Source organism: Kribbella sp. NPDC055110 (genome assembly GCF_053607525.1).
Map to the genome: position 1 here is coordinate 287,398 of NZ_JBSGTS010000007.1, position 25,231 is coordinate 312,628.

Genomic DNA, 25,231 nt, shown 5'->3' on the forward strand with positions numbered 1-25,231 from the left:
CACCGTCAACCCATGACCCGCATTGCTCGTGCGATTCGTCGGCCTGTTGCGTGGTGGACGGTTGCGGCCCTGATCCTTGGGACGTTCGTCGGTCTGTCCGCGCTGGGTCGTGGTGCCCCGGCGGTCGCCTTCCAGCAGGCCGGCCACTGGGTCTACAACGCGACCGTCGGCTCGGTCTTCCGGGTCGACGGCGGCGGCAAGAGCGTCGACGCCGAGGTCCGCGGTGTCCAGACCGAGGCCGGCAGCCAGGTCGTCCAGGGCAGCACCAACGGGTACGTCGTGCGCGCGGACGGCGTGATCGTCTTCGGCAAGTCCGACCTGACCGTGAAGAGCACGGTCCGGATCGGGATCCCGGAGGAACCGATCGGTATCGAGGCGCAGGGCGGGCCGTACCTGGTCTACCGGCAGCACGGCCAGATCGTCCGGCTCGGTGACCAGCAGCAGACGATCACCGTGGGCAGTGTGGTGTCCAGTGCGATCGCCACCGCCGATGGTGCGCTGTGGCTGCGCAACGCCGAGCAGTTCTGCCAGCTGGCGCCGGGCTCGACCGCACTGGCCTGTCAGCTGCCCGCACAAGCTGGTGATGCCGGTGCGCTGCTCAGCGTGGCCGGTAAGCCTGCGTTCGCCAACCTGTCCAAGCGGACCCTGACCCCGCTGACAGGTGACACGGCCGGCCGTGCGGTGCCGATGGACGTCACGGGTTCGCTGCCGACCACGTCTGTCGTAGCTCAGTCGGACGTGAACGGCCGCATCCCCATCCTGGCCGGTCAGCGGCTGTTGCTCGTCGACGCGGCTGGTGCCAAGAAGGCCGAGAGCATCAACCTGCCCCCGGGGCGGTACGACGCTGTTGCTGCGACCGGTGCCGCCGTCGCCGTACTGGACACCGACAAGCGGGTCGTGCGGACGTTCGCACCTGACGGCAAGCCGCTGCACACCCATGAGCTCAGCAAGAAGAAGGGCGATCACAAGGGCGGTCCGCGGGTGACTGCGGGGCAGGACGGCCGGATCTACATCGACGACGAGACCGGTGAGGTCGTGACCGTGGTCGACGGCGACGGGACCGTGAGCGAGGTGGACGTCGACGGCGGCAACAAGCCGGTGTCACCCGCGGCCACCGAGAAGCCGACGCCGAGCCCGAGCACTCCGACCCCCAGCAGTACGCCGACGTCGACGCCGACCTCCACACCGCCGACCCATCGGCCGATCCTGCCGCCGATCCAGGTGACCGTCGGCCCGGAGAAGCCTCGCGGTACGGAGACCGTCGGGCCCAGGACGCCGGAGCGCAGGCCCGGGAGGACTGAGACCACCAGGCCGACCACACCGCCACCGAGTAAGCCAACGGCCAAGCCGACCAGTAAGCCGACGACGAAGCCGACCTCACCGCCACCAGCCGCGCCGGGAGCCCCCGGATCGGTCTCTGCCAAGCCAGGGGACGGCAAGGCGACAGTCAGCTGGACAGCGGCGCGGGCAAACGGAGCTGCGATCACCGGCTACAAGGTGAGCTTCCGGACCGCGCCAGGGACGTACGTAGTCGGCCTCCCAGCCTCGGGGTCGGTCACCGTCGCCGGCAGCACCCGGAACCACAACTTCACGCAGCTGCTGAGCTTCGGCAGCTACATCTTCACGGTGGCCGCGACCAACCGGGTCGGGACCGGACCGGCCGTGGACTCGAAGGTGACTTCGATGAGCGGGGGTGCCGGGCCGCCGAGTGCACCGACCAAGGTCAGTGCGGCTGCGAAGGCGGACGGCTCAGTGACCGTCTCCTGGACCGCGCCGAGCACCTCCGACTACACGATCTCCGGGTACACGGTGCTCGGCTCGGACGGGTCGAAGACCCAGGCGCAGACGTACCAGACCTCGGTGTCGCTCAAGCCGGCGCTGGGCAAGGGCGTGAGCTACCGGATGACCGCCACGAACAGTGGGGGCACCTCACCGCGTTCCGCGGCGACACGCACCGTCTACCCGTACTCTCCGGCCGCAGCGCCCAAGGTGACCGCCACTCCGGGCAAGGGCTCGGTGTCGCTCACCTGGACCGCACCGAACCTCAACGGCGGTCAGCTCGTGCACTACGTCGTCTCTGCCGCCGGTCAGGCCGACCGGACCGTGACAACGACCAGCACTCGCTACACCGGTCTGAGCGCTATGCAGTGGACTTTCACGGTCAAGGCGATCACGCGGGAGCGCAGCAACAGCAGCAGTCCGACCGCTACCGGTGCAGCCGGCTCCACCACGGCTGCTCCGGCATCCGCGGCCCCGGCGAGTACGTCGGCAGCACGTGTACGACGTACCTCGCGTCGACGGAAGGTTTCTCAGTGGTGATGCGGGAGGTGGGGCACGGGATGGAGCCGCAGCAGGCGTACGAGTTGATTTCCGCGAACGTCCAGCGGGTGATCCGCGGCAAGCCACAGGTGGTCCGGCTGGCGATCGCGACGCTGTTCGCGGGTGGCCACCTGCTGATCGAGGACCTGCCCGGACTCGGGAAGACGAGCCTCGCTCGCAGCCTGGCGCGCAGCATCGGCGGCCGCTGGAGTCGCATCCAGTTCACCCCGGACCTGCTGCCCGGCGACATCACCGGCGTCGTCGTGTACGACCAGGGGCAGGGCAAGTTCGTGTTCCACCCCGGTGCGGTCTTCGCAAACGTCGTACTCGCCGACGAGGTGAACCGCGGTACGCCGAAGACGCAGTCCGCTCTGCTCGAGGTGATGGCCGAGCGACAGGTCACCGTCGACGCCGACACCCGTCGCGTGCCGGACCCGTTCATGGTGCTGGCGACGCAGAACCCGATCGAGATGGAAGGCACGTACCGGCTGCCGGAGGCGCAGCTGGACCGCTTCCTCCTCCGGATCGAGATCGGCTACCCGGATCTGGATGCCGAGATCGAGGTGGTCGCGCTGGACGGCGCGGGACCGACGCCGGACGACCTGGAGCCGGTGATCGATCCGGACACGCTGCGCGGGGTCATCGCCGCGGTCCGGTCGGTGTACGTCGACGAGGCGGTGATGGCCTACGCAGTACGTCTCGCTGCGGCGACCCGGCTGCACAGTGCGGTCCGGTACGGCGCCAGCCCTCGCGGCAGCATCGCCCTGATCCGCGCGGCCCGTGCGATCGCCGCGACGGACGGGCGGTCGTTCGTGACACCGGACGACGTGAAGAGCATCGCGCATCCGGTACTGGCGCATCGCCTGGTGCTGACCGCGGACGCCACGCTGGCCCGTCGTACGGCGGAGAGCGTCGTGGACGATGTACTCGAAGACACCCCTGCGCCTGGCAACCCGGTACGCCGCGATCTCAAGCGGGCTCTTGGCGTCGTGCCATGAGGACCAGGCTCACGCCACGAGCCTGGGGAGTGTCGGTCGGCTCGATCGCCTTGCTGGTAGCGGGTCAGCTGCTCGGCTACCCGATGCTGCAGGTGCTGGCCGGAGCTGGTCTTGCTGCGGTGCTTGTCAGCGTGTTGACCGTCGTACGTCGTCCTAAGGTGACTGTGGAGCGTGTGCTGTACCCCGACCGCGTTGAGTGCGGTCAGCCTGCGTTGGCGCGGCTCATGGTGCGCAACGAGTCCACGCGGCGACAGCCGGCGTTCGTAGCCGCGGACACCGCTGGTGCACACCAGTCCGAGGTTGCTGTCACGGCACTGGCACCGAACGGCGTCGCGACGTACCACTACGAGCTGCCGACCGCCCGTCGTGGGCCGCTGCCGGTCGGGCCGTTGCTGCTGCGCCGCTCCGACCCGTTCGGCCTCGTGTCCTGTCAGGTGTCAATCGGTAGCGCAGCCACGCTTCTCGTCCACCCGAAGCGGTACGCCGCTCGTACGGCGACTGGTATCCGGCAACGGCACCACTTCGAGGGGCCGGTGTCTGCTGGTCCGCTGCGCGGCTCGATCGATCTGCGCCGGCTGCGCGAGTACGTGCCCGGTGACGAGGTCCGCCACGTGCACTGGAAGGCGTCAGCGCGTGCAGGTCGGCTGATGGTCCGCGAGTACGTCGACCCGGACCAGCCGCGGCTGCAGGTGGTGCTGGATACGCGTACGACGGCACTGACTGCGGACCAGTTCGACACTGCGGTCTCTGTTGCGGCGTCGATCCTCGTCGTTGCCGCACAGTCCGGTCAGCGGCTGCGGCTCACCACACCGTGCGGTACGGACCACGACGTACAGTCCGTCAGCGATCTGCTCGACGAACTGGCCAGGGTCGAGCAGTCGACGACCACCACGAACCTGCTCGAGTCGTTGCCAGTTGCGCGTGACGGTGGCGCACTGGTCGTGCTGACCGGTGACAGTGCGGGGCTTGCGGAGGTGCCGAACCTCAGGTCGAGCTACCGCCCAGTGGTGTGCATCGACCTGACCCATGACGAGCCGGCGCTGCACACCGGTGCCGGCGTCCACGTCATCCACTCCAACGCGGCACAGAATGCAGTAGACGCCTGGAACGCCGTACCGGCATGACCCGACGCCTACCCATCCTTGGAGTGCTTGCTGCTGGTGTGGTGGCGGGGCTGTTGTTCTCACCGCTCTTTGGTACGTCGGCTGTGCTCTGGCCGATGTTGGCGGTCGCCGTAGTTGCTTACCTGGTTGAGGAAGCGATCCTGCGTCGACCACAACTTGCTCGCTGGCGGGTGCCGCTGACGCTGGTCGGTGGAGTCGTCGCACTGCTGGCCGTTATCCCCGGTGCTGCTGGTCGCCCGGTGTCGCTGTGGGAAGCGGTGACGTCCGGTTGGCGCCGTACGCTCGAGTCGACGTGGCCGGCCACTCCGTCACCGGATCTGGTCGCGTTTGTGCCGGTGCTGGCTCTGCTCGCCTGTCTGCTGGGTGCACGCGTGTTGCAGCGTTCGCGACTGTTGGCGTTGCTCCCTGCGGTTGTGGTGGCTGGACTGTCGCAGGCGTACGTCACTGTGACCGGACTGGACGCAGTACTCGTCGGACTGGCGCTCGCTGGCTGCTTCGCGCTGGTGCTGCTGCAGTGGCCGGGTGAGCGGGCCGCCTGGGTCCGTCTGGTTGCTGCACTCGCTGCTATGGCTGTTGGCGGCAGCACACTCGGACTGGCGTTGCCGGCGTCCACTGCGATGCATCTGGCGAAGCCGAGCCCGCCTGACTCGCCCACTGTGCTCAGCAACCCGCTGACCGAGATCGCCGCGCGCCTCCGCTCGCCAGACACTGTGGTGTTCACAGCCCGTGCCGACGGCCCAGTGGATCGCTGGCCGGTCATTGCCCTGGACAACTTCGACGGAGTCACTTGGACGGCCGCACCGAAGTTCCAGCGCCTCGGACGCGAACTGCCACTCGACTCACACGTGACGGTGCCGGTACGACGGCAGTCGGCGGATGTTGCGCTGGCGGACTGGTCGCTGCCGTGGCTGCCCAGCCAGACGCGCACGCTGTCGGTGGTGGATGACCTGCCGCTGCTGGTGGACCCGGCGTCCGGTGCGTTGCTGGCCGAGCAGCAGCGGCCGTCGCGGTACCGGGTCACCTGGGCCGAGCCGACGGTCGACTCGGACCAACTGGCGTCGTCCGGCGTTGACGCGGACCCGAGCAGCGGCGCGGACCTCGGTGAGGTGCCGGAGGGCATCGACGAGTTGGCGCGCAGCATCGCCGGTGACGTACGGCCGTCGTTCCAACTGGCCCTGGTACTCGAGAAGTACCTGCGGACGAACTACAAGCTGGCCACCGGCGAGAACCTCCCGACCGGCCACGGGTACCCGCAGCTCAACCACTTCCTGCTGCGCAGCAAGCGCGGTACGTCGGAGCAGTTCGCCGCGTCGTACGTCGTGATGGCGCGGCTGCTCGGCTTGCCCGCGCGGCTCGTCGTCGGGTTCAAGCAGCCGGACACACCGAGTCCGGACGGGACGTACGTGATCCGCAACCGCGACGTACTCGCGTGGCCCGAGGTCGCGGTGACAGGTGTGGGCTGGGTCCCGCTCGACCCGACCGGTACTGCCACGTCCAAGGCGGGCGGTGGGCTGGCAGGTGCGGCGGAGACGGTGCGGAAGCAGCTGCCGTCCAAGAAGGAGATCGAGCGCGAGCACCAGTCCGAGCCGACGCTGCCGGTGCCTGAGGACCCGCACTCGGCTCCGCACTGGCCGGGGTGGTTCGCACTCGTCGTGGTCGCCGCTGTGCTCGGAGCCCTGGTGCTGTCGTGGATTGTCGGTGTTCCATTGGCCAAGGCGGTACGTCGTCGGCGGCGCCGGCGACACGGAACGCTCGGAGCGTGGGCGGAGGCGCGTGATCTGCTGCGGGATCACGGGATGCGGGTGACGCCGGCTGCCACGGCACGGGACCTGGCACGTGACTCGGAAGGACCTGTGTCGCAGGCGATGACGTTGCTCGCCGGGTGCCTGGACCGGGCGTTGTGGTCGGGGCAGGACTCCGATCCGGACCGGGAGTTCGCGTGGTCCGCCGTACGCAAGGCTCAGCGCGGGCTGGCCGACGGGCGGTTGTCGGAGCGGATCCGTACGACCCTCAGCGCGCGCAGCCTGATCGGGTGATCAGCGCTCGCACTGGGCGTCGCGGACCGGCTGCGGGTCGGTCTCCATCTTGTTGATGCCGTCGGTGGCCTGTACGGCGAAGCAGTACTGGATCCCAGGGACGACCGCGACGTGGTACTTGGTGTGCTTGTAGACGAGCCTCACTTCCGCGGGCTGACCTACCTGGGCGATGACGACCGCGTAGTTCACGTCTGACGGTCCGCTCCAGCTCAGCTCCACGTAGGTGCTGTGGTCGGCCGGTGGGTTCAGCTTGACTGCTAGCACTGGTGTGGAAGCTGTGGTCGGGGTCGGGCCGCCGAGTGGGGGCGTGTCGGTTTGGCCCTTGCGGTTGACCAGAGCGAACGTCGTGATGACAGCCGCCGCTACGACAACAGACGCTGCCACAAGCAACCAGTTACGCCTCTTGGGTCCAGGTGCCTGGCCGGTAGGTGGTTGAGGGACGGGGGATGGTGGCGTCGGTACAGCAGGGGGTGGTGCGGCCGGTGCTGGTGGGAGGGGCTGTTGCTGCGGAGCCGGCGTGGGCTGCGGGGCGGGTGTAGGCCACGTGCTGAGGGAGGTGCGGGGCATCACGTGCGGCCGCGGTAGGGGTCGTGTGGCTGGAGCGGTCTGCTTGGTTGGAGTGGCGGTGACGGGACGCACCGGAGGGATCGGCGGGGTCGTCGGAGTCGCCAACGCTGCGAGAGCTGCGGCGACGACCTCCGCGGACACAGGCCGCTTGGCCGGGTCCTTCTCCAGCAGCCGCGCGATCAGCCCGGCGAACGAATCCGGCAGTACGTCGAGGCGCGCGGGCGGCTCGTTCAGCACGCGCAGGATGTGCTCACCGGCCGTCTCACCCATCCGTGCAGCCAATGGTGGCTTGCCGCTGATGGCGGCGTACAGCACAGCACCGAGCGCATACAGGTCGGACGAGGCAGCGAGCGTCCCATCCCGCAAAGTCTCGGGGGCGATGTACAGCTGGCTTGGTGAGTTCAAGGCGGCGTGGCTGGTGTGTTGACTGAGTCCCAGCGTCAGTGCGGACAGCTGTGGTCGGCCGTCGGGCAGTAGCACCACGGCACCAGGCGTGAGGCCACCGTGGACCAGTCCGGCCGCATGGATCGCCGCCAGTCCCTCTGCCAGTTGCCGGCCGAGTATGGCGAGGTCCGCAGGAGAACGGAGCTGATCGCGCAACTGGTCCGCCAGCGTGCCGGTGTCGGCAGTGGTGATTAGGTACGGGTAGCCGTCGGTCAGGCCCGGCCCCAGTACGCGGGCCACGTGCGGGTGGTCCACGCCCTGCAGGGCCTTGGCCTGCTTGGTGAACGCGGCAGAGGTACCCGCGTCCACGCGGACCGGGTACACCAGCGCGCTGACGGTGGTCCCTTGCCGGAGGCATCGGTACACCTGGGGGATTCCGGACCGGACCAGCTCCACGTCAGAACAGCCTGGAACGGCAGGCGTGGCGCCAGGTCCTTTGTCTGTCACGGAACCCATCTTCCCGCGTGAACAGGTCGTCTGCGGCGGCAGCGGCCGCTGCGGCCACACTCTGGCCACATGCTGCAAGCAGTCCCCCGCCGTACGCCGTGACTGTCACCGTGAGCTGTATGACCACGCTGATGTTCCCGATCGGCCACTGCCTCGGGAAGTACTACGCCGACACCGGTCACATCCACCAGGTGCGGCTCGGTGGTGAGATCGTGGGGCTGACCGACGACGAGTTCGCGGTCTGGTCGCTGGCGCACGGTCTGACCGACGACCGGAGCCCGTGGGAACGTCACCGGATCGTTGACCTGCTGGCTCGCCGCGAGATCCCGGACGGTATCGATCAGTTGCTGGCCAGGAAGCTGCTGGCCGAGGTGGACGTGGACAGCCCAGACGACTTCGCCGCACGTCACCGGCTGCTGCCGCTGCACCTGGGGCTCGGCAACACGCCGGAGGTCACCGCGGTCTTCAGATCGGGCACGACCGAGCTCCCACTCGCCGTCATGACCCGCACGCTCTACGACCTCTGGCTGTCGTCCCACCTGTCTCCCAATCTGCTGGTCGCGTGCAAGGAACACGACGTGGACCCCGCCGCCGTACTGACAGCCCTGCACGCGCTGCTCGCACCGAGCGCCGCCTGTCTCGACCTGGCCACCACGGAGGACCAGCCATGATCTTTCCGATCGGCCACGGCGCCGGCCCGCACACCGACCAGCACGTTGTTCGCGTCGGCCGTACGGCGGAGCAGTTGTCTGAGTCCGAGTTCGGGGTCTGGGTCCTCGCGCACCGATCGGCCGACAAGGACGAGCTGCTGGCGACCTGTGCGGACGCGGGCATCGACGACGCCCAGCGGCACGTGGACGAGCTGCTGCGCCGCGGCGTACTGGCTGCGGTTGAGGACGCGACCCGCTTCGCGCAGCAGTATCGGTTGCTGCCCTTGTTCATCGGCCTCGGCAATCGTCCCGACGACCCGGAGCAGTTCGCCATCGGCGTACCGGGGCTGAAACCGCTGGCGATCGTGGGGGCGACGATGTACGAGTTGTGGCAGTGGGGCTGGGTGGCGCCGTCGCTGTGGGCGCACTGCGAAGTACTGGCCACCATCGGCGACCAGCCCCCACTCGACGTCGTACTCGGCGGCGTGTTCACACTGCTCTCGGACTTCGTTGCTGTGCTGGACCCTGTGTCATGAAACCGCTGCGGTCACATCGTCCAGCCGCAACGTGCGCAGCTCGCTGAGGTCCGGCATGGTGCCCAGCCTGCGCAGCCGCTGCGACTGGGCCTTGCGGACCCGGTCGACCAGTCGGCGCGCGTCACGGGCGTTGCCGAAGTTCGCGGCCTGCGAGACCACGGCGAAGTGCCGCTGCAGGATCGGCTCGGCGCCGTCGTCCAGGTCGTACTCCTGGGCTGTGACCATCCGTTGCACGATCAGCGTGAGCTCGTCGGGGGAGTAGTTCTCGAAGTCGACGGTCTTCGAGAACCGCGACGCCAGACCCGGGTTCGCGTCCAGGAACCGCACCATCTCGTCGCTGTACCCGGCGACGATCACTGCCGCCTCGTCGCGGTAGTCCTCCATCAGCTTCACCAAGGTGTCGATCGCCTCCTGGCCGAAGCTGTCGTTCTCGGCACCGGCCCGGGACAGCGTGTAGGCCTCGTCGACGAACAGCACCCCACCGGTCGCGCCCTCGAACACCATCGTGGTCTTCTCGGCGGTGTGACCCAGGTACTGCCCGACCAGGTCCCGCCGTGCCACCTCGTTGAACTGTCCCTTCGGCAGTACGCCGAGCGCAGCGAGCAGCTTGCCGTAGATGCGTGCCACGGTGGTCTTGCCGGTCCCGGGAGCGCCGGCGAACACCAGGTGGTGGCTCAGACTGCCGACAGGGAGCCCGGCCCGCCGCCGCCACTCGTTGACCTGGATCTCGTCGATCAGGCTGCGTACTTCGTCCTTCACGCTCGCCAGGCCGACCATGGCATCCAGCTCGGCGAGCAGCGACTCCACGTCCGCTCCGGTGGGCTCGTCCGTGGTCGCACGCGTATCTCGCTGCTCAGCAGCCGTCACTGCGACCAGCTCGGGCTCCGCCAGCTCCAGCGCCGGCTCAGCGGTGTTCTCCCAACGGCACGACACCACCTCCCCCCGGCAGCGTCGCCCGTACGCCACGGCCGGTCCGGCTGCGTCGCGGACCACTGTGTGGCGCAGTACCGCTGTGGAGTCGTAGGCGATCAGGATGCCCGCTTCCGACGTACCGGAGACTTCGCAGCTCTCGATCGTGGGCCGACCGTACTGGTACGTGTAGATACCGCGGCGTCCGCAGTCGGTGATCTGGCAGTTGTGCAGTACGACGGTTGCGCCGAGGCGAACGATGACGCCGTCGGCGGACACCCCGGTCACCTTCGTGTGCTCCACCTTCGCCGTGCAGTCCTCCAGCACCAGGCCGTGCTCGCCGCCGTTCACCTTGCAATGCGACACCAGCACCTCGGCCGGGCCGGTGACCTGCACGACCGGACCGAAGCCGGCCGACAGCATGCACCGCTCCGCTCGTAGCGTGCCGCCGTCGAGCTGGAGCGCTGGTGCGTCACCGGCCCGGACGGTGAGGTCCCGCAGCGTGAGCCGACCGCCGGTCGCACGCAGTACGGCGGTCTGTGTCGTGGCCGCGTCGATGATTACGTCGTCGCCGTCCGCGGTCAGCGTCACCGACCGGTCGGCCAGGTCGATGGTCTCGCGGTAGACACCTGGTGCGATCGAGATGACGGCGTCGTCGGGTGCGTCGAGTACGGCGGCGCCGATGCTCGGGTACGCACCTGGACGGTCCGGCGACACGAGGAGCGTGCGGCTCATCGCGTTCCCACCCAGCCGCGCTCGGATGCCTTCAGCCCGGCCTGGAACCTGCTCTGTGCGCCGAGACGGGCCATCATCTCCGACACCATCCGGCGTACGGTCCGGACGGAGACGCCGAGCTGTGCAGCCGCGGATGCGTCGGTGCCGCCGTCGCCGAGCAGCGAGAGCACCTCGCGTTCCCGGACGGTCAGCCCCGAGGCATCGCCCAGGCCGGTCGGCTGCCGGAGCGGGGTGGCTGCGTGCCACACACGTTCGAACAGCTCGGTCACAGCGCCGACAGCGGCTGCCAGCCGGAGGACGCTGACCGCGCCACGACCGGTCCGGTCAGCAGGCAGCGCGACCGTCGCTGTGTCGACGATCAGCGCGCAGAGCGGGACCGTGGTCGCCGTACGGACCTGTGCGCCGTTACGGGTCAACTGCTGCAGCCGCCGAGCCAGCATGGGGTCTGTCCGCGCTGCGTCCGGGACCAGGATGCGGTACCGGACCGGTGGCGCCAGGACCCCTGTGCCGAGCTCACGTAGTCCGGCGATCGGGTCCGCGAGCGCGGCCGTGGCCGGCGTACTGATCAACACCTCGGCGGCCGCCGACTTGAGCAGCCCCTCGATGGTGCGCTGTGCTGCCGCCGGGCTGCCGGCCCAGTCCAGTGCGCCGTTGCCGTCGCCGAATGGCGCTGGGTGCCGGCGGGCGAACTCACCGGCGATATCGGCCGCGGCCACCCGGCTGCGTTCCAGGTCGCGAGTGACGCGGGCCAGGTCGGCCTCGCGCTCGGCGAGCAGCGCGGTCAGGCTGAGCCGCGGGTTGAGCGGCCGGACCACGTCACCGGAGCTGTCCCGGGCCAGGAGGCTGAGAGCGGTCAGGTGCCGGATGACCTCGTGGGTGGCCTCGTCGTCGAGGCCGAGCCGCTGGCCGAGCTCCGCGGCGGTCCAGGACGGCCGCTCGAGCACCACCAGGTAGGCGCGCTCGGCGATCGCGTCGACACCGAGGTGGGCGAGCCGCAGTCCGGTACTGCGGACCTGCGGACTGGCCTTCAAGGAACTGGTCTGCACGGCACGCGGGTAGCGGGCCGCACGGGGGTACGAAGCTCCTTCGACGGGCTCTGACTGGGACACGGGACACCTCGCTGGGATCGGTCAGTCGGACGGACTCTGGTGGCGAACACCAGAACCATCGCGACCCGCCGTCCAGCGGGAATCTTGCGCCGGTCCACGCCCGATACAGCCGATACAGCGACTGTCCAGCACGCCTGATACAGGCGCTGTATCAGGCGCTGGATCAAGGCAGCGCCGCCAGGAAAGCGGCTCGGTGCCGACCGGTCTGCGGTACTGCGGCGAGCGCCAGCGGAGCGTCCGCGGGAGCCAGGACCAGCGCATGGTCCAGGTCGCTGGACGTGCTGACAGCGACCGCACCGGCCTGCTGTAGAGCGAGGTGGGCGGGTACGGCGTACATCCGGAAGCGTCCCGGACCGACGGCCAGCGCGTCCCACTCCTCGGTGAGTTGGTGGGGGATGAGTACGGCGAGTACTTCGGCCAGCTCGTCCGGCCCGAGCGGTACGGCCCGGAAGCTGCGACGGCGGAGCCGCCTGGTCAGTCGGCGGACCGTGTTGGTGAGGAGCACCTCCAGTTCGGTGTCCTGCGGGCGGTCGGCGGACCGGAGCGCGGTCAGCGCGATCCAGGCCCGGCCGGGGCGGCGCAGCAGCTTGAGCCGGAGACCACTGTGCTCGTCCAGCAGCTCGGCCGGGGTCAGCTCGGGCGGTACGTCGGTCTCCAGCAGCACCGTGATGCCGTCGGAGCGGACGATGGTGCCCGCTCCGTCCTCGAGCTCGCCCCGTGCGCCTTCCGTCGCGACGAACCGGGTGCCGCGGACGACGTACGCCACTGCCAAGTGGAGCCACTGGTAGGACCACAGCCCGCGCCGCCAGCTCGTTGTCAGGACGACAGCGACCAGCCCGACCAGCCCGGCGACCGCGGCTGCCACCCATCCCCGGCCAACGGATGCGCCGACGACACCGGCCGCCAGTTGCCAGCAAACCACCTGACCTACCCGCACCCGAGGCACCCGCCGCTCCTCGACCGGAGGCACAACAGGGGCGGCCGGAGCAGCAACAGGTGCCACGGGCGCAGCAACAGGTGCCTGTGGTCGTACGACGGGGCGGGCTGGCTGCTGCACTGGCACAGTCCGCGGCGGCGCGACTGTACTCGTGACAGCTGTACTGACAGTCGACCTGACAGCGGCCGTCACCTGCGGGGCTGATGTGGGTGTGGTGGTCATGTGAAGAGCTCGTCGTCCAGGACCGGACCGGCAGCGGTTCGGCGGCGTACTGGCGGCAGAGTGAACTGTTCGGGCGACTCCTGTGCCAGGCGGCCCTGGAGGTCGGACTGCACGCCGGTGCGCCGCAGAGCCTCCTCCGACCTGCGCTTCCGGTCGCCGGAACGAGGCTCGTTCGACCCGCCGCCACCACCGCCTGCGCCGGACATCGGCGGCGCGATGGTCGGCATCGCCTTGGCAGCTGCTGCCGCAGCACGCGCTGTACTGCCCGCGAGCGCAGGCTCGGTCCCAGCCGCGATCCGCGCACCGGCCGACCCCGTGCTGCCAGCCCCAGGCACCGTCGGGCGTACCGAGTTGGTCAACGCCCCGAGCGACCCGGCGAGTACCGCCGCCGGCATCCCGGTCGAGGCGGTCGCGGACACCCCGACCGTGGCCGGAAGTGTGGTCGGCATCGTCGTGGTCCCACCCGCGAGTGTCGGCAGGTCCGGGTGGATGAGCGTCCCGGGCAGGTCATTGAACTGCGGCAGCTTGCTCCGCGCGTCCTGGACGCTCCCGAGGCCGCTACCCGACTGCATCATCCCGGTGACCGTCTGGACCAGACTGGCGCCCTTGCTCATCGCACTGAACAGCTTGTCCGTCGCATCCAGCACATCGGTCACCGGTACGGACGGAGCGGGCGAGGCAGGGGTCGGGGCCTCGTTACCGCCCGGGCCCTGCCACCCCTGAGTCGGTGCAGGTACCGCAGTCGGGGCCTGCATGACCACACCGACCGCTTCCATCATCCCGGCGCCGACCTGCTGCAGACCGAGCGCGACCTGTGCGGCGAACGGCCCGATGATCGGCACCGCGCTCAGCGACACGGCCGTGTCGTACCCGCTCTGCAGAGCCGGCATGACCGCCTGCGCCGCGTTCAGCGCCGTACCGCCGAGCCGGAGCGCCGCGGACATCGCACCGGTGTACGCCGCCCACTCGCCGAGCGATGCGAGGCTGCCGATCACCTGGCCGCTGAACGCCAGCTGCGATGCCGAGCTGATGCTGAGCGGCCACATGGTGATGGCGGCGTTCGCTGCGCCGAGGTCGCCGTGCGTGGCGAGCAGTTGCTGGCAGGCCGAGCCCCACATGTCGGCGCCCGCGTGCCAGGGTTCGGCGCGCTGCCCGTACAGCATCCCCGCCATCGCATTCAGTTCCATCCCGAAGTACGCACCCATGGTCGGCCCCGTCAGCTCGGCAGCTCGTTGGCCAGGGCGCGGTGCACGGTCGCGTTCGCCTGGTCGGTGGACTCGAAGGTGCTCGCCATCGACAGCGCGGCCTCGATCAGTCCGGCGATGCCGTCGGTCGCCTGCAGCGTGACCGTGCCGGTGTGCTCGACGCAGAACCGGACGTGTGCATCGACGGTCGCGCTTTCCGGCATCGGGCCGGCCAGCGGCGGTGTTGCCTGCACCGTGCCGGAGACCGGAGTGACGGTCGCGAGTGGTGCGAGCGTGGCGAACTGCCGCAGCTCGCCAGGCACCACGGTCAGTGTGCCGATGTCCATACTTCCTCCTGGGTTGTGGGATTGGTCAAGGGCCGGTCGGGTACGTCGCAGCGGCCGGGGCGAGCGCATGGCCGGCAGGGAGCCGGCTGACCAGTTCGGCCGGCAGCCGCACCACAGGTGCCTGGTCGTAGCCGAGAACACCCAGTACGTCGCGACTCGCCAGCTGGTACCGCCGCCCGAGATCACTCACGAACGACAACGCCCCGGAACCAGCCGGCTGCGTGGGCGACGCCATCGACTCGACAACGGCCCCGTGCCCCGGCGGTACGACGACCACGTCGGCCAGTGGCAGTCCGCCGGCGCCACGTCCTGTGGTCGCTCCCGCATCACCAGTTGAGGGCAATGAGCCAGCCAGCGTGAACCGCGGCCGCATCTCACCACCGGAGAACACTGCGCACACGGACGCACCAGAGGACTCCGGCCGCGCAAACGTCGGCCGGGTTGGCGGCAGCGCCGAGTCGGAGGAGGTCGTCGTACCAACACCACCGGCAACCTGTGCCACCACAGCCGGATCCAACCGAACCGCCTGCGGCACAGCACCCGGGTACGCCTTGCGGGTAGCGGGAGCCGTGCGCTGTACGTCGTACTGCAGGGAGCTGATCGACACCAGGCGGTCCCGTTGCAGCAGGTAGTATTGACCCTGCCCGGTCGACGTCTGTACGACGTACAACGTGCCGATCCGGCCTGGTCGGAGCAGCGCCGACGGTGTGCCCGCACCGGGTACGGAGATCGGGCCGAGCGATGGACCCGACGGAATGAGGTCCAGCCAGACAGACGGCACCTGCAGCCACGCCTCGTCGTTCAGAGCGAGTGCCGCGGCCACGGTCGCCTGCTGCTGGATGAGGTGCCGGTAGCCGCGCCAGATCAGGTACCTGCGACCGTCAGGCCCGACGGCCAGCAAGGAGTCCGCTGAGGTGCCGGACTGCTCTGTTCCCACGAGCAGAACCGACTGCACGATCGGGCTACCCGACGAGTCGGCAGTTGGCTTGGCGCACATCGACCACCCACTCCCGAGCAGCCGTCCCTTGGCCGGCAACGAGTCCGGTGCGTCCGGGATCCCCACTCGCTGGCCACGCGGTACACCGAGCAACGACTTCGCCGACACCATCAACGGTGCGCTGTACTTGTTCGCCAGCAGCAGGGCCGACACGTAGTTCGCGGCCGGGTACAGCACCCCGTCGCGGTACACGTACCGCGTGCCCGTCTCCTTCTCCACGATGACGCGATCGCCCGACTTCCACGACGTCTTGCCGCCCGGCGACAGCTGCCCGTACACACCGGATCCCACCAGCACGAGGACCGCGAGCCCGATACCGACCAGCATCGCCACGATGCCGCGACGGAACGGCGGGTACTCCGGATCGGTCTCCCGCAACAGCAGCGCATGCGTCATCCGCTGTTTGACGAACTGATGCGACTGCAGCTGATCCCGCTTGGAGGCCATCGGTCACCCACCCAGTCCACGCACGTACGCGTACAGCCCGAGCACCCACAGCACGATCGGCACGACCAGCAACACCAGTACGACCTCAGCAAGCTCGGCGTACCGCGCCAAGTACGCCCCCGGCCTGTGGCGTGCGTACCAGAGCCCAAGGAACGCAGCCAGGGCAGCGAACACCAGCAGGCTGTACGGCGACTGCACGAGCAGACAGCCGAGTCCAGCGAGACCAGCCCCGATCAGACTCAGCCGATGCGCCACCGCCGGCAGCAGCCGCGCTCGTAGCAAGCAGATGCCGATGACCAGCACGACCAGCACATGACCAGGCGTCGACGTGGATCGCGCCAACACGTACAAGCAGCAGGCCAGTCCAACAGCGAGTCCAGCGAGGATACCCGTGTAGAGAGCAGCAGACCGCAGTACTGCGGCGTGCACCAGCCGGCGTGGTGGCTGTGGTGCGTCAGCCAGCAGGTCCGCAGTACTGGTAGGCAGAACGGGTTTCGGCAGCCGCCCGATCCGCATGGCCAGCGGCGCGGCGACTGGTATCAGCGCCACCGCGATAGCGCCGACAACAGCAGCTGACCGCGTACCGTCCAGCGCTCCACCCAGCCATCCCGCTACGAGCCCGAGCACACCTGCGGTCACTGCAGCGACGAACACCGCAGTATGGCGGGCGATCCCGACGTACCCGAGCAACCCGAACAGCAGCAGCGCTGCACCACCGGCGGTGAGGTGTGGCGCACCGAACTCCGGCAACTGCACAAGCAGGGCCCCGCCGACGACAGCGAACACCAGTGACACCGCACCGGCCGTCGCAGCAGCTGCGGGATCACCAACTGCACGTGACAGTGCGACGCCCACGACCATCAACATGCCTGCGACAGTCAGCGCGAACACCGCATCACGCTGGAGAACAAGGGCGGCCAGCAGCGCGACCGTGCCCGCGACCAGCCCGCACCAGCGGCTTGCTCCGGGTGTCCACGCGCGGCCGCCGGATCGGGCATCGGTGGCGATCGCGTCCACCAGATCGTCGTACTCGAGCTCCGGCCAGTGCTGGTGCGCCGGTGCGAGATGCAGGATCTCTCCGTCCCGGACGTCCTGCCCGGCCAGGTCCCGATGCGTCTCCAGTGCCTCGCCGTCCGGGCGTCGCAGGATCCAACCGCCTTGCAGCGCGCCGAAATCGGCCAGGTCGTCCCCGGCGTGCCGCAGGATGCCGGGCAGCACCTCGGCCACCGTCGACCGTTCCGGCAGTGCCAGGTCGATGCGGCGTTCGGCTGCGTCGATGGTGACCTTGACCAGTCCACGAATGCTCACGTTCGACACCGTGACACGCACTGCACCGCACGGCCCGGTGCTTGCAGCTTGTGGACAGTCAGCAAGTGGCCGCCGACCTCCGTACTCCGGCAGCGCCACCTAACGTCCTGGAACATGTCGACAGTCATCGTCAGCAGACCACCGCGGCGCGAGGGTCCCGCCTTGCCGGCCGGCGACGTCACGCTCGACCCGCCGCCGGCGCTGCCCCAGCCTGCGAGCAAGCAGCTGTCGCAGTACGTGATGATGGTGCCGATGCTCGCGGGTGGTGCCGCGATGGCGTTGATGTACTCGACGCTCGGCGGTGGCGGCCGGATGAGCTACATCGTCGGCGGGCTGTTCGGCCTGTCGGCGCTGGGCACCGCGGCGGTCGCGTTCGCCGGGCAAGGCGCACCACGGCGCGAGATGGCCCGGGCACGGCGCGGGTACCTCAGGCATCTGTCCCAGCAGCGCATCCGGGCCCGGCGCGCCGTCGTAGAGCAGCGGAAGGCCTTGTCGTACCTGCATCCGGATCCGACGCAGTTGTGGACGTTGGTGGAGAGCTACCGCCTCTGGGAGCGTCGCCGCAACGACACCGACTTCGCAATCGTCCGCGTCGGCACCGGAGCGCAACCGCTGGCCACACCGGTCGCTCCACCCGACACAGTGCCGCTGGAGGAGCTCGAGCCACTTTCTGCCGGTGCACTCCGCCGCTTCATCACGACGTACTCGTCTGTCCCCGGGCTGCCTGTGGCAATGGCATTGCGCGGTTTCGCGAGGGTGTACATCGACGGTGAGCCGGACCGCGCGCGCAGCCTGGCACGTGCACTGGTGGCGCAGCTGGCGGCGTTCCACTCGCCTGACGATCTACTGATCACGGCAGTCATCGGTCCGGAGACCAGGGCGGACTGGGAGTGGCTGAAGTGGCTTCCGCACGCACACCACTCGGAGAAGTCCGACGCGCTCGGTCCCATCCGCCTGATTAGCAAGAGCGTTCCGGACCTGGAGTCAGTACTAGGGGACCTGCTCGCGCAGCGCCCGCGCTTCGACCCAGCGACTACCAGCCGCGTGGACGGCCCGCACATCGTCGTGCTGATCGATGGCGGGGACGTGGTCGGCTCGGACCACCTGATGACCGGCAACGGTGTCGAGGGTGTCAGCGTCATCGACCTGACCACACAGCCGCCGCGACTGCTCGACCGCTCCACTGTGCTGCTGGACGTGGCTGACGACGGCACGCTGACCAGCGTCACCATGGACGGCGAGTCCGAGGTCGGTACGGCGGACAGCTTCACGATCCCTGACGCGGACGCCTTGGCCCGTCTCCTCGCACCGTTGAGACTGTCTGCGGGGAGTGAAGAAGAGAGCTTCGCATCGGTATTCGGCCTGACCGACCTGCTCGGCCTCGGGGATCCGTACAACTTCGACCCGGCGCGGCACTGGGGACCCAGGCCGAACAGGGACCGGCTGCGAGTCCGGTTCGGTGTCACTGCGGACGGTACGCCGGTAGACCTCGACCTGAAGGAGTCCGCGCAGGACGGCATGGGGCCGCACGGTCTGCTGATCGGTGCGACCGGCTCCGGCAAGAGCGAGCTGCTCCGCACCCTGGTACTCGGACTGGCCGCGACGCACTCGTCCGACAGCCTCAACTTCGCACTGGTCGACTTCAAGGGCGGTGCCACGTTCACCAAGCTGGACAGGCTGCCGCACACCAGTGCGGTGATCACGAACCTCAACGAGGAGCTGGCCCTCGTTGACCGGATGGCCGACGCCATCGGCGGTGAACTGATCCGCCGGCAGGAGCTGCTGCGGCGGGCGGGCAACTATGAGTCCGTCCGCGAGTACGAGCTCGCCAGAGCGGCAGGCGCCGACCTGCCGGAGGTACCCACGTTGCTGGTGATCTGCGACGAGTTCTCCGAGCTCCTGTCGGCGAAGCCGGACTTCATCGACATGTTCAACCAGATCGGTCGCCTCGGCCGCGCACTCGGCGTACATCTGCTGCTGGCGAGTCAGAAACTCGAGGAGGGTCGGCTGCGTGGTCTGGACGCGCACCTGTCGTACCGGATCGGTCTGCGGACGTTCTCCGCGATGGACAGCCGCGTGGTGCTCGGCATTCCGGACGCGTACGAGCTGCCGCGCGCACCCGGGCACGGGTTCCTGCAGATCGGTACCGAGACGCTGGTCCGGTTCCGGTCCGCCTACGTGTCCGGTGTGCACCGGCCCGCGGTCAGTTCGGTTGCGGCCGGCAACGACGTCGCCGACGACGTGGCGGAGTACACCAGCGCGTACGTGTCGATGCCGGCCACCGAGGACGACGACCAGCCGGAGGACGACGGTGTCGGCGAGAAGCTGCTCGACATCCTCGTCGATCGCCTGGAGAACAAGGGCAAACCGGCCCACCAGATCTGGCTGCCGCCACTGGACGACCCGCCGGCACTCACCAGTCTGCTGCCGGCACTGACCGTCGACCCCGACCGCGGTCTCACCGTCGCGGCAGCCGGAGCACGCGGCAAGCTGCGCGTGCCGATCGGCCTGGTCGACAAGCCGCTGGAGCAGCGGCGTGACCCGTTCGTCGTGGATCTCTCGGCCGGCGCCGGGCACGCGGTCGTGGTCGGTGGACCACGCAGCGGCAAGAGTACGGCGATCCGCTCGCTGGTCTCCGCCCTCGCGCTGACCCACACGCCGCGCGAGGTGCAGTTCTACTGCCTCGACTTCGGTGGCGGGTCCCTCGCTGCGCTCCGCGAGCTCCCGCACGTCGGCGGTGTGGCGCCGCGCCTGGACGTCGGCGCCGTACGCCGGACGATCGCGGAGGTACAGCAGTTGCTGACCGTTCGCGAGCGCTACTTCGCCGAGCACGGTGTGGAAAGCATGGCGTCGTACCGGGAACGCCGCGCGGCCGGCGAGTTCGCCGACGATCCGTGGGGCGATGTCTTCCTGGTGGTCGACGGCTGGCCGGTACTGCGCTCCGACTTCGAGGATCTCGAGCCGGTCCTCGGTGAGATCGCCGGTCGCGGTCTCGCGTACGGCGTGCACGTGATCGCCAGCTGTTCGCGCTGGTTCGACCTGCGCGGCACGGTCCGCGACTTGTTCGGCACCCGGATCGAGCTGCGGCTGGGCGACCCGTCCGACTCGGTGGTGGACCGCCGCGCCGCGATGAGCGTGCCGGCCGACAAGCCCGGCCGCGGTCTCGCCGACAAGGCACAGCACTTCGTCGTGGCCACGCCGGACGGCGATCTCGGGCCTCAACTCGCCGCCGCGTGGCCGGTGTCGGGTGCACCGCGCGTACGGCTGCTCCCACTGCAACTGCGTGAGGACGAGTTGGCCGCCGTACTGCAGAGGACGCCGGCCAAGGGCCTGCCGATCGGGCTGGCGGAACGCGATCTCGGCCCGGTGTCCATCGATTTCGACGCAGACCCGCACTTCTTGCTGTTCGGCGACACCGAGTCCGGGAAGACCGGCTTCCTGCGCCGGCTGGCCCGCTCGATCACCGAACGGCACGAGCCGACCGAGGCGCGGATCATCCTGGTCGACTACCGCCGCTCACTGCAGATCGCCGGTGAGCACGTGATGGGCACGTTCTCCGAGCCGCGCGGCGTCGAGGCGATGGTCGCCGACCTGATTCCGGTGCTCAAACGCCGGCAGTCCGAAGAGTGGACCGGACCGCACATCCACATCCTCGTGGACGATTACGACCTGGTCGTCGGTCAGACCTCCAACCCCCTCGCCGGCCTCGTCGACTACCTCGCCCACGGCCGCGACATCGGACTGCACCTCGTGATCACCCGCCGCAGTGGCGGCGCCGGCCGCGCGATCTACGAACCGCTGATCGCCCGGCTGCGCGACCTCGGAACCCCCGGCCTGCTGATGAGCGGGGACAAGTCCGAAGGCCCGTTGCTCGGCACCACCAAACCCGAATCGCTGCCACCAGGTCGCGGACGGCTGGTCGGTCGCCGCGGCGACGCCCAACTAGTCCAACTGGTGGAGTGCCCCGACCAACCCGACGACACCGACGAACCGGATGGAGAACGATGAGCGACGACCTGGCCTTTTCATCCCCTGAGCTGTACCAGTTCAGTACCGACGCCGGCGCCGTCCAGGTCCCCGGCTTCGCCGACGACGGCGGTGGCGACCTGCAGGGCGGCGTGCGCGGCAGTGAGGTGGCCGCGGCCACCTACGGGAAGGTCGCGAACGCAGCCGAGTTCTACCTGGACCGGGCGCGTCGTGGCCTGCTGGCGTTCCAGCAGCTGTCCCGCGACATCGCGCAGCGGTTCGACGGCCAGGACCACGTCAACGCGACCGACTTCAAGAACGCCTGGGACCCGGAGCACCAGCAGCTCCGCGGCAACCGGAACGGGGACACGCCGCCGGCGGTGCCGGTGAGCTCCGCGACGGGGGACGTCGTTCCGACTTTGGAGCAGCTGATGCTGGGGAACACGCGATGAACTTCCCCCTCGAAGCGGCTGGACCGTATGCCGGCGAGCGAAACGTCGAGACCATGTACAAGGACTTGGTGGCGCAACCGTCCGGGAACTGGCGCGCGCACGCCCAGCGGTGGACGGATGCCGGTACGGCGTTGCAGAAGGCGCACGACGACCTCGACGGCGCGCTGAAGAAGGTCACCGTCTGGCAGCAGAGCACGGGCTCCGAAGGCTGGACGACCTTCCGCGACGAGGTTTCCGCCGGCGTGACCTTCTTGCAGAACTGGCAGCAGCTGACGACCGGTGTCGCGCAGCGCCTGAACCACGCCGCGGAGGCTCTCGAGGGCGCCCTCGGGCCGATGGACCAGTTGCTGCAGTACTGGAACCAGGCGAAGGACAAGGCCAACTCCAGTGAAGATCCGGTGATCAAGGCCGGCCTGAGAGAGATGGACGACGCCGGGATCCAGGCAGCGATCCAGATGAACTTCGTGTCCGATGCGCTGACCCGCGCGCTGGACGGCGTACAGGCAGACTTCAGCAAGCACGACTGGACCGGGCCGGAGGTGGCCAAGGAGCGCGCCGGCGGGCCGCAGCCGCAAGACCAACGGAACGGCGCCAATACCGCCGGGGACGGCGCTGCGCAGACCAAGGCCGCACCGGACGAGAAGGCGCCCGACGAGAAGAAGCCGGACGACAAACAACCGGAGGCCAAGGACCCGGTCGAAGAGGCCGGGAAGCTCATCGACGTGGTCGGCAAGGGCATCGACCTGATCGGCAAGGTCCCGGACAACCTCGACAAGTGGATCACCCTGGCCCAGCACGCCAGGGACCTGGCAGACCCAGCCACGACCGCCACGACTCCGGACCCGACCAAGTCGTTGACGGACGGCCTGACGACCGATCAGCCCGCGCTCGCCGGCGGATCCGGAACCACGACCGCGCCGACGTTCCATGCGAGCGCGTCGTCGCCGCCGTCGACCAGCGGCGTCGGCCATCTGCCGATCGGCTCCCTCGGCGGTACAGGTGCCCTGGGCAACGGTTCGCTCGGTAACATCTCCGGTACGCCGGAACGCACCACAACCGCACAGAAGTCCGCGACGGTTGCCGGTACGGCCGGCGCCGAGCCGGAGCTGTCCGGGAAGACCTCGTCCGCGGTGACGACGAGCAGCCAGCAGAGCACGCCGCCGATGTATCCGCCGCAGTCCGGCGGTATGGGGGCCGGAGGCAACGGTGCGCGCGACGTCAAGCCTGGTGGCGGAGCGGGACGGCGCCCCGGCTTCAACGTCCCGGCCGAGCAGAGCGAGGGCGAACGGCTGCGGCGGCACGGCGTGCAGTCCGACCTGCAGGGCCGTACGAACGGTGAGTCGCGGACCGCGTCCGGCGTACCGCCACTGCGCAAACGCAAGCGATCCGCCGCCCGGCCGGTCGAGCGCGAGGTACTCGACGAAGACCTCTGGCGGATTTGAGTAATACAGCACAACCGGCCATCCGATGGCCGCAACCGGTACGCGCCGGGAGACCGGCGCGCATCGACCTAGCGTGACACCGACCGGTGATCACGCACCGGCAACCCAGCACAGGAGGAAACACCATGGCCGGTGTGGAGACCGAACTCGACCGAATGGTGCGGACGGCAACCGAAGCCGCACGGATCGGCGACGCCCTGAAGATGGTGATGACCACGCTCGACAGCGCGATGAGCAGCCTGACGCCGATGGACGGCGAGATCAAGAACACGTTCTGGCAGGGCCACCACAACCACCTCGAAGCGGTGGACAAGCTGTGCACGAAGCTGCACGGGATGTCCGACGGGATCATCACGTCGAAGGTCGCGTACGAGTCGCAGGACGCCAGCAGCCAGTCGGCCTTCAGCCGGGTCGGCGCCGGTGCCGGCACGGCCATCGACACCACCGTTCTCTAGGAAGGGGATCCGACATGTTGCTCAACTACCCGTTCGACAGGATGGCGCAGGGCGCCCTCGACATGGTCACCGCGAACCAGCAGGTGACCGACCTGCAGGGCCAGTTCCAGACCGCCATGCAGCAACTGCTGGCCGCCTGGAGCAGCCAGCAGGGCTCGCCGGAGCTCCAGGAAGTGCAGCGGCTGTGGGTTCAGGCCAACGAGGAGATCAACCTGGTGCTACGCGGCCGGGGCGACGCCATGGACGAGTCGTGGATCGGGATGAAGCGCGCCGACGTCCGCGCCGCCGACGCCGTCCGCAGCTGCTGATCCAACCGACAGCCCGGCCCCGGTGAATGCCGGGGCCGGGCTTTGTCATGCTCGCCAATGGCGCCGTCGACCGAGCGGTACGACGACTGCTGCGACCACCACCAAGGCGGCGAAAACCCCTGCCAGCAAGGCGATTCGGCGCCCGTCCCGTCCCGCCGCGTTCCAGGCCGCGGTACGCCGTTCCGCCACCGGATCGACCTTGACGGGACGAACCCGCGGCAGTACGGCGGGCTTCGCCGTACCGAGGACGTCCTGCACCGCGCGGTACGGGTTCACCACGCCGCCGCCGTACTGATCCGCCGGACCGGACGCGGGCGTGGCCGTGGCGATCAAGCGGTTCGCCACCGCGGCGGCCGAAAGTCGCGGGTCGGCCGAGCGGACGAGCGCCGCCGTACCGCTGACGAAGGCGGAGGCGAAGCTGGTGCCGTCGTAGTACCGGTGGCCGCGTACACGGGTCGCCGCGAGGACGCCGCCGCCGGGCGCGGAGATGTCGACGTACGGGCCGACCTGCGAGCTCGGCAGCCGACTGCCGTCGATCGTCATCGCGCCGACGCCGAGGACACCCGGGTACGCCGCCGGGTACGTGACCGGGTCCGGGCCCTGCTGCGCGTGCGCGTTGCCGGCCGCCGCGACGATCAGCGCGTCGTGCCGCTGGGCGTACCGCACGGCCTCCCGGACGGGTTTCTGGTCGGCGTACATCGACAGCGAGATGTTGATGACCGAGGCGCCCGCGTCGACGGCGTACCGGATCGCTCCTGCGAACACGGTTGCGTCGACGGCATCGCCCTGCTGCTCGCTCGCGTCGCGCTCGCTGACCCGGATCGGGAGGATGCGCGCACCCGGAGCGATCCCGCGGAAGCCGATTCCGCTCACCGGTCGCGCGGCGATGATGCTCGCCACCGCCGTACCGTGTGAGACGCAGTCGAAGTTCGCACGCGTGTCACCCGGCGTCAGCAGGTCCCGCCCGGGCAGCACCGCGCCGGGTTCGCGCAGTTGCGGATGGTCGGCGTCCACGCCGGAGTCGATCACGGCGACGGTGACGCCGCGGCCGGTGATCCCCGGGGGTACCCGTTCGGGCGCGAGCCAGGTCTGTGCCCACGGCAACTTGTTCACCGGGGCCCCGCCGGCTTCGGCGTACTGACACATTCCGGCCGGCGGTACGGCGGACGCGGCCGACGCCGACGTGATCGTCGGCAGACCCGCGAGCAGCGCACCGGCGGCGGCCGCGGTCAAGCGGCCCGCTCTGACATTCATCACGCTCCGGACGGTAGGGCCCGGCCCGATCGGGCCAC

The 25,231-nt window shown here is 69.3% G+C and carries 20 protein-coding genes; 11 read left to right on the forward strand and 9 right to left on the reverse strand.

Going from position 1 to position 25,231, the window contains the following annotated elements:
* Window positions 1-12: 12 nt before the first annotated feature.
* Genes ACWF0M_RS14255 through ACWF0M_RS14270 form a run of 4 tightly spaced genes read left to right on the forward strand, consistent with a single transcriptional unit; the run spans window position 13 to window position 6,477 of the window.
* Complete coding sequence (locus ACWF0M_RS14255) at window positions 13-2,319, forward strand: fibronectin type III domain-containing protein (protein ID WP_452236074.1); 2,307 nt, start codon at window positions 13-15, stop codon at window positions 2,317-2,319.
* The gene (locus ACWF0M_RS14260; protein WP_452236101.1) at window positions 2,319-3,317 is read left to right on the forward strand and encodes an AAA family ATPase; all 999 of its coding nucleotides are present in this window, start codon (window positions 2,319-2,321) and stop codon (window positions 3,315-3,317) included. Before ACWF0M_RS14255 ends, ACWF0M_RS14260 begins: the two co-directional genes overlap by 1 nt.
* Complete coding sequence (locus ACWF0M_RS14265) at window positions 3,314-4,441, forward strand: DUF58 domain-containing protein (protein WP_452236075.1); 1,128 nt, start codon at window positions 3,314-3,316, stop codon at window positions 4,439-4,441. The genes ACWF0M_RS14260 and ACWF0M_RS14265 overlap by 4 nt, the downstream gene beginning before the upstream one ends.
* The gene (locus ACWF0M_RS14270; protein ID WP_452236076.1) at window positions 4,438-6,477 is read left to right on the forward strand and encodes a transglutaminase family protein; all 2,040 of its coding nucleotides are present in this window, start codon (window positions 4,438-4,440) and stop codon (window positions 6,475-6,477) included. The genes ACWF0M_RS14265 and ACWF0M_RS14270 overlap by 4 nt, the downstream gene beginning before the upstream one ends.
* On the opposite strand, the gene ACWF0M_RS14275 is transcribed toward ACWF0M_RS14270, so the two are convergent.
* A complete protein-coding gene (locus ACWF0M_RS14275) occupies window positions 6,478-7,884 on the reverse strand; it encodes a serine/threonine-protein kinase (RefSeq protein WP_452236077.1) in 1,407 nt (468 codons plus the stop codon).
* 170 nt (window positions 7,885-8,054) lie between these two features.
* Here ACWF0M_RS14275 and ACWF0M_RS14280 point away from each other — a divergent pair, with 170 nt between their 5' ends.
* Window positions 8,055-8,606, forward strand: a complete 552-nt coding sequence (locus ACWF0M_RS14280) for a hypothetical protein (protein ID WP_452236078.1) — start codon at window positions 8,055-8,057, stop codon at window positions 8,604-8,606.
* On the forward strand, window positions 8,603-9,121 hold the full coding sequence (locus ACWF0M_RS14285) for a hypothetical protein (protein WP_452236079.1): 519 nt from the start codon (window positions 8,603-8,605) through the stop codon (window positions 9,119-9,121). Before ACWF0M_RS14280 ends, ACWF0M_RS14285 begins: the two co-directional genes overlap by 4 nt.
* Here ACWF0M_RS14285 and ACWF0M_RS14290 read toward each other — a convergent pair.
* The 7 genes from ACWF0M_RS14290 to eccD form a co-directional block, all read right to left on the reverse strand.
* The gene (locus ACWF0M_RS14290; RefSeq protein ID WP_452236080.1) at window positions 9,116-10,765 is read right to left on the reverse strand and encodes a right-handed parallel beta-helix repeat-containing protein; all 1,650 of its coding nucleotides are present in this window, start codon (window positions 10,763-10,765) and stop codon (window positions 9,116-9,118) included. The genes ACWF0M_RS14285 and ACWF0M_RS14290 overlap by 6 nt on opposite strands.
* Entirely contained in the window at window positions 10,762-11,811 is a 1,050-nt protein-coding gene (locus ACWF0M_RS14295; RefSeq protein ID WP_452236081.1) for a LuxR C-terminal-related transcriptional regulator, read from the reverse strand. Before ACWF0M_RS14295 ends, ACWF0M_RS14290 begins: the two co-directional genes overlap by 4 nt.
* Window positions 11,812-12,037: 226 nt before the next feature.
* On the reverse strand, window positions 12,038-12,820 hold the full coding sequence (locus ACWF0M_RS14300) for a type VII secretion protein EccE (protein WP_452236082.1): 783 nt from the start codon (window positions 12,818-12,820) through the stop codon (window positions 12,038-12,040).
* A gap of 209 nt (window positions 12,821-13,029) precedes the next feature.
* Window positions 13,030-14,238 (reverse strand): hypothetical protein, encoded by a 1,209-nt coding sequence (locus ACWF0M_RS14305; protein WP_452236083.1) that lies wholly within the window; start codon window positions 14,236-14,238, stop codon window positions 13,030-13,032.
* An 11-nt stretch (window positions 14,239-14,249) separates the two neighbouring features.
* Complete coding sequence (locus ACWF0M_RS14310; RefSeq protein WP_452236084.1) at window positions 14,250-14,564, reverse strand: hypothetical protein; 315 nt, start codon at window positions 14,562-14,564, stop codon at window positions 14,250-14,252.
* Window positions 14,565-14,589: 25 nt separating this feature from the next.
* Complete coding sequence (gene eccB / locus ACWF0M_RS14315; RefSeq protein ID WP_452236085.1) at window positions 14,590-16,008, reverse strand: type VII secretion protein EccB; 1,419 nt, start codon at window positions 16,006-16,008, stop codon at window positions 14,590-14,592.
* Window positions 16,009-16,011: 3 nt separating this feature from the next.
* Window positions 16,012-17,316, reverse strand: a complete 1,305-nt coding sequence (gene eccD / locus ACWF0M_RS14320) for a type VII secretion integral membrane protein EccD (RefSeq protein ID WP_452236086.1) — start codon at window positions 17,314-17,316, stop codon at window positions 16,012-16,014.
* A 114-nt stretch (window positions 17,317-17,430) separates the two neighbouring features.
* Between eccD and eccCa the strand changes: the two genes are divergently transcribed.
* The 5 genes from eccCa (at window position 17,431) to ACWF0M_RS14345 (ending at window position 23,939) form a co-directional block, all read left to right on the forward strand.
* Entirely contained in the window at window positions 17,431-21,324 is a 3,894-nt protein-coding gene (eccCa, locus tag ACWF0M_RS14325; protein WP_452236087.1) for a type VII secretion protein EccCa, read from the forward strand.
* Window positions 21,321-21,734 (forward strand): hypothetical protein, encoded by a 414-nt coding sequence (locus ACWF0M_RS14330; RefSeq protein WP_452236088.1) that lies wholly within the window; start codon window positions 21,321-21,323, stop codon window positions 21,732-21,734. The genes eccCa and ACWF0M_RS14330 overlap by 4 nt, the downstream gene beginning before the upstream one ends.
* A 53-nt stretch (window positions 21,735-21,787) precedes the next feature.
* Window positions 21,788-23,176 (forward strand): hypothetical protein, encoded by a 1,389-nt coding sequence (locus tag ACWF0M_RS14335; RefSeq protein WP_452236089.1) that lies wholly within the window; start codon window positions 21,788-21,790, stop codon window positions 23,174-23,176.
* A gap of 125 nt (window positions 23,177-23,301) precedes the next feature.
* Window positions 23,302-23,631 (forward strand): hypothetical protein, encoded by a 330-nt coding sequence (locus tag ACWF0M_RS14340; RefSeq protein WP_452236090.1) that lies wholly within the window; start codon window positions 23,302-23,304, stop codon window positions 23,629-23,631.
* 14 nt (window positions 23,632-23,645) lie between these two features.
* Window positions 23,646-23,939: a hypothetical protein gene (locus ACWF0M_RS14345; RefSeq protein ID WP_452236091.1), complete on the forward strand. Its 294-nt coding sequence runs from the start codon at window positions 23,646-23,648 to the stop codon at window positions 23,937-23,939.
* A gap of 45 nt (window positions 23,940-23,984) precedes the next feature.
* Here the strand turns inward: ACWF0M_RS14345 and mycP are convergent, their stop codons facing one another.
* A complete protein-coding gene (gene mycP / locus ACWF0M_RS14350; protein ID WP_452236102.1) occupies window positions 23,985-25,193 on the reverse strand; it encodes a type VII secretion-associated serine protease mycosin in 1,209 nt (402 codons plus the stop codon).
* Between the last annotated feature and the right edge of the window lie 38 nt (window positions 25,194-25,231).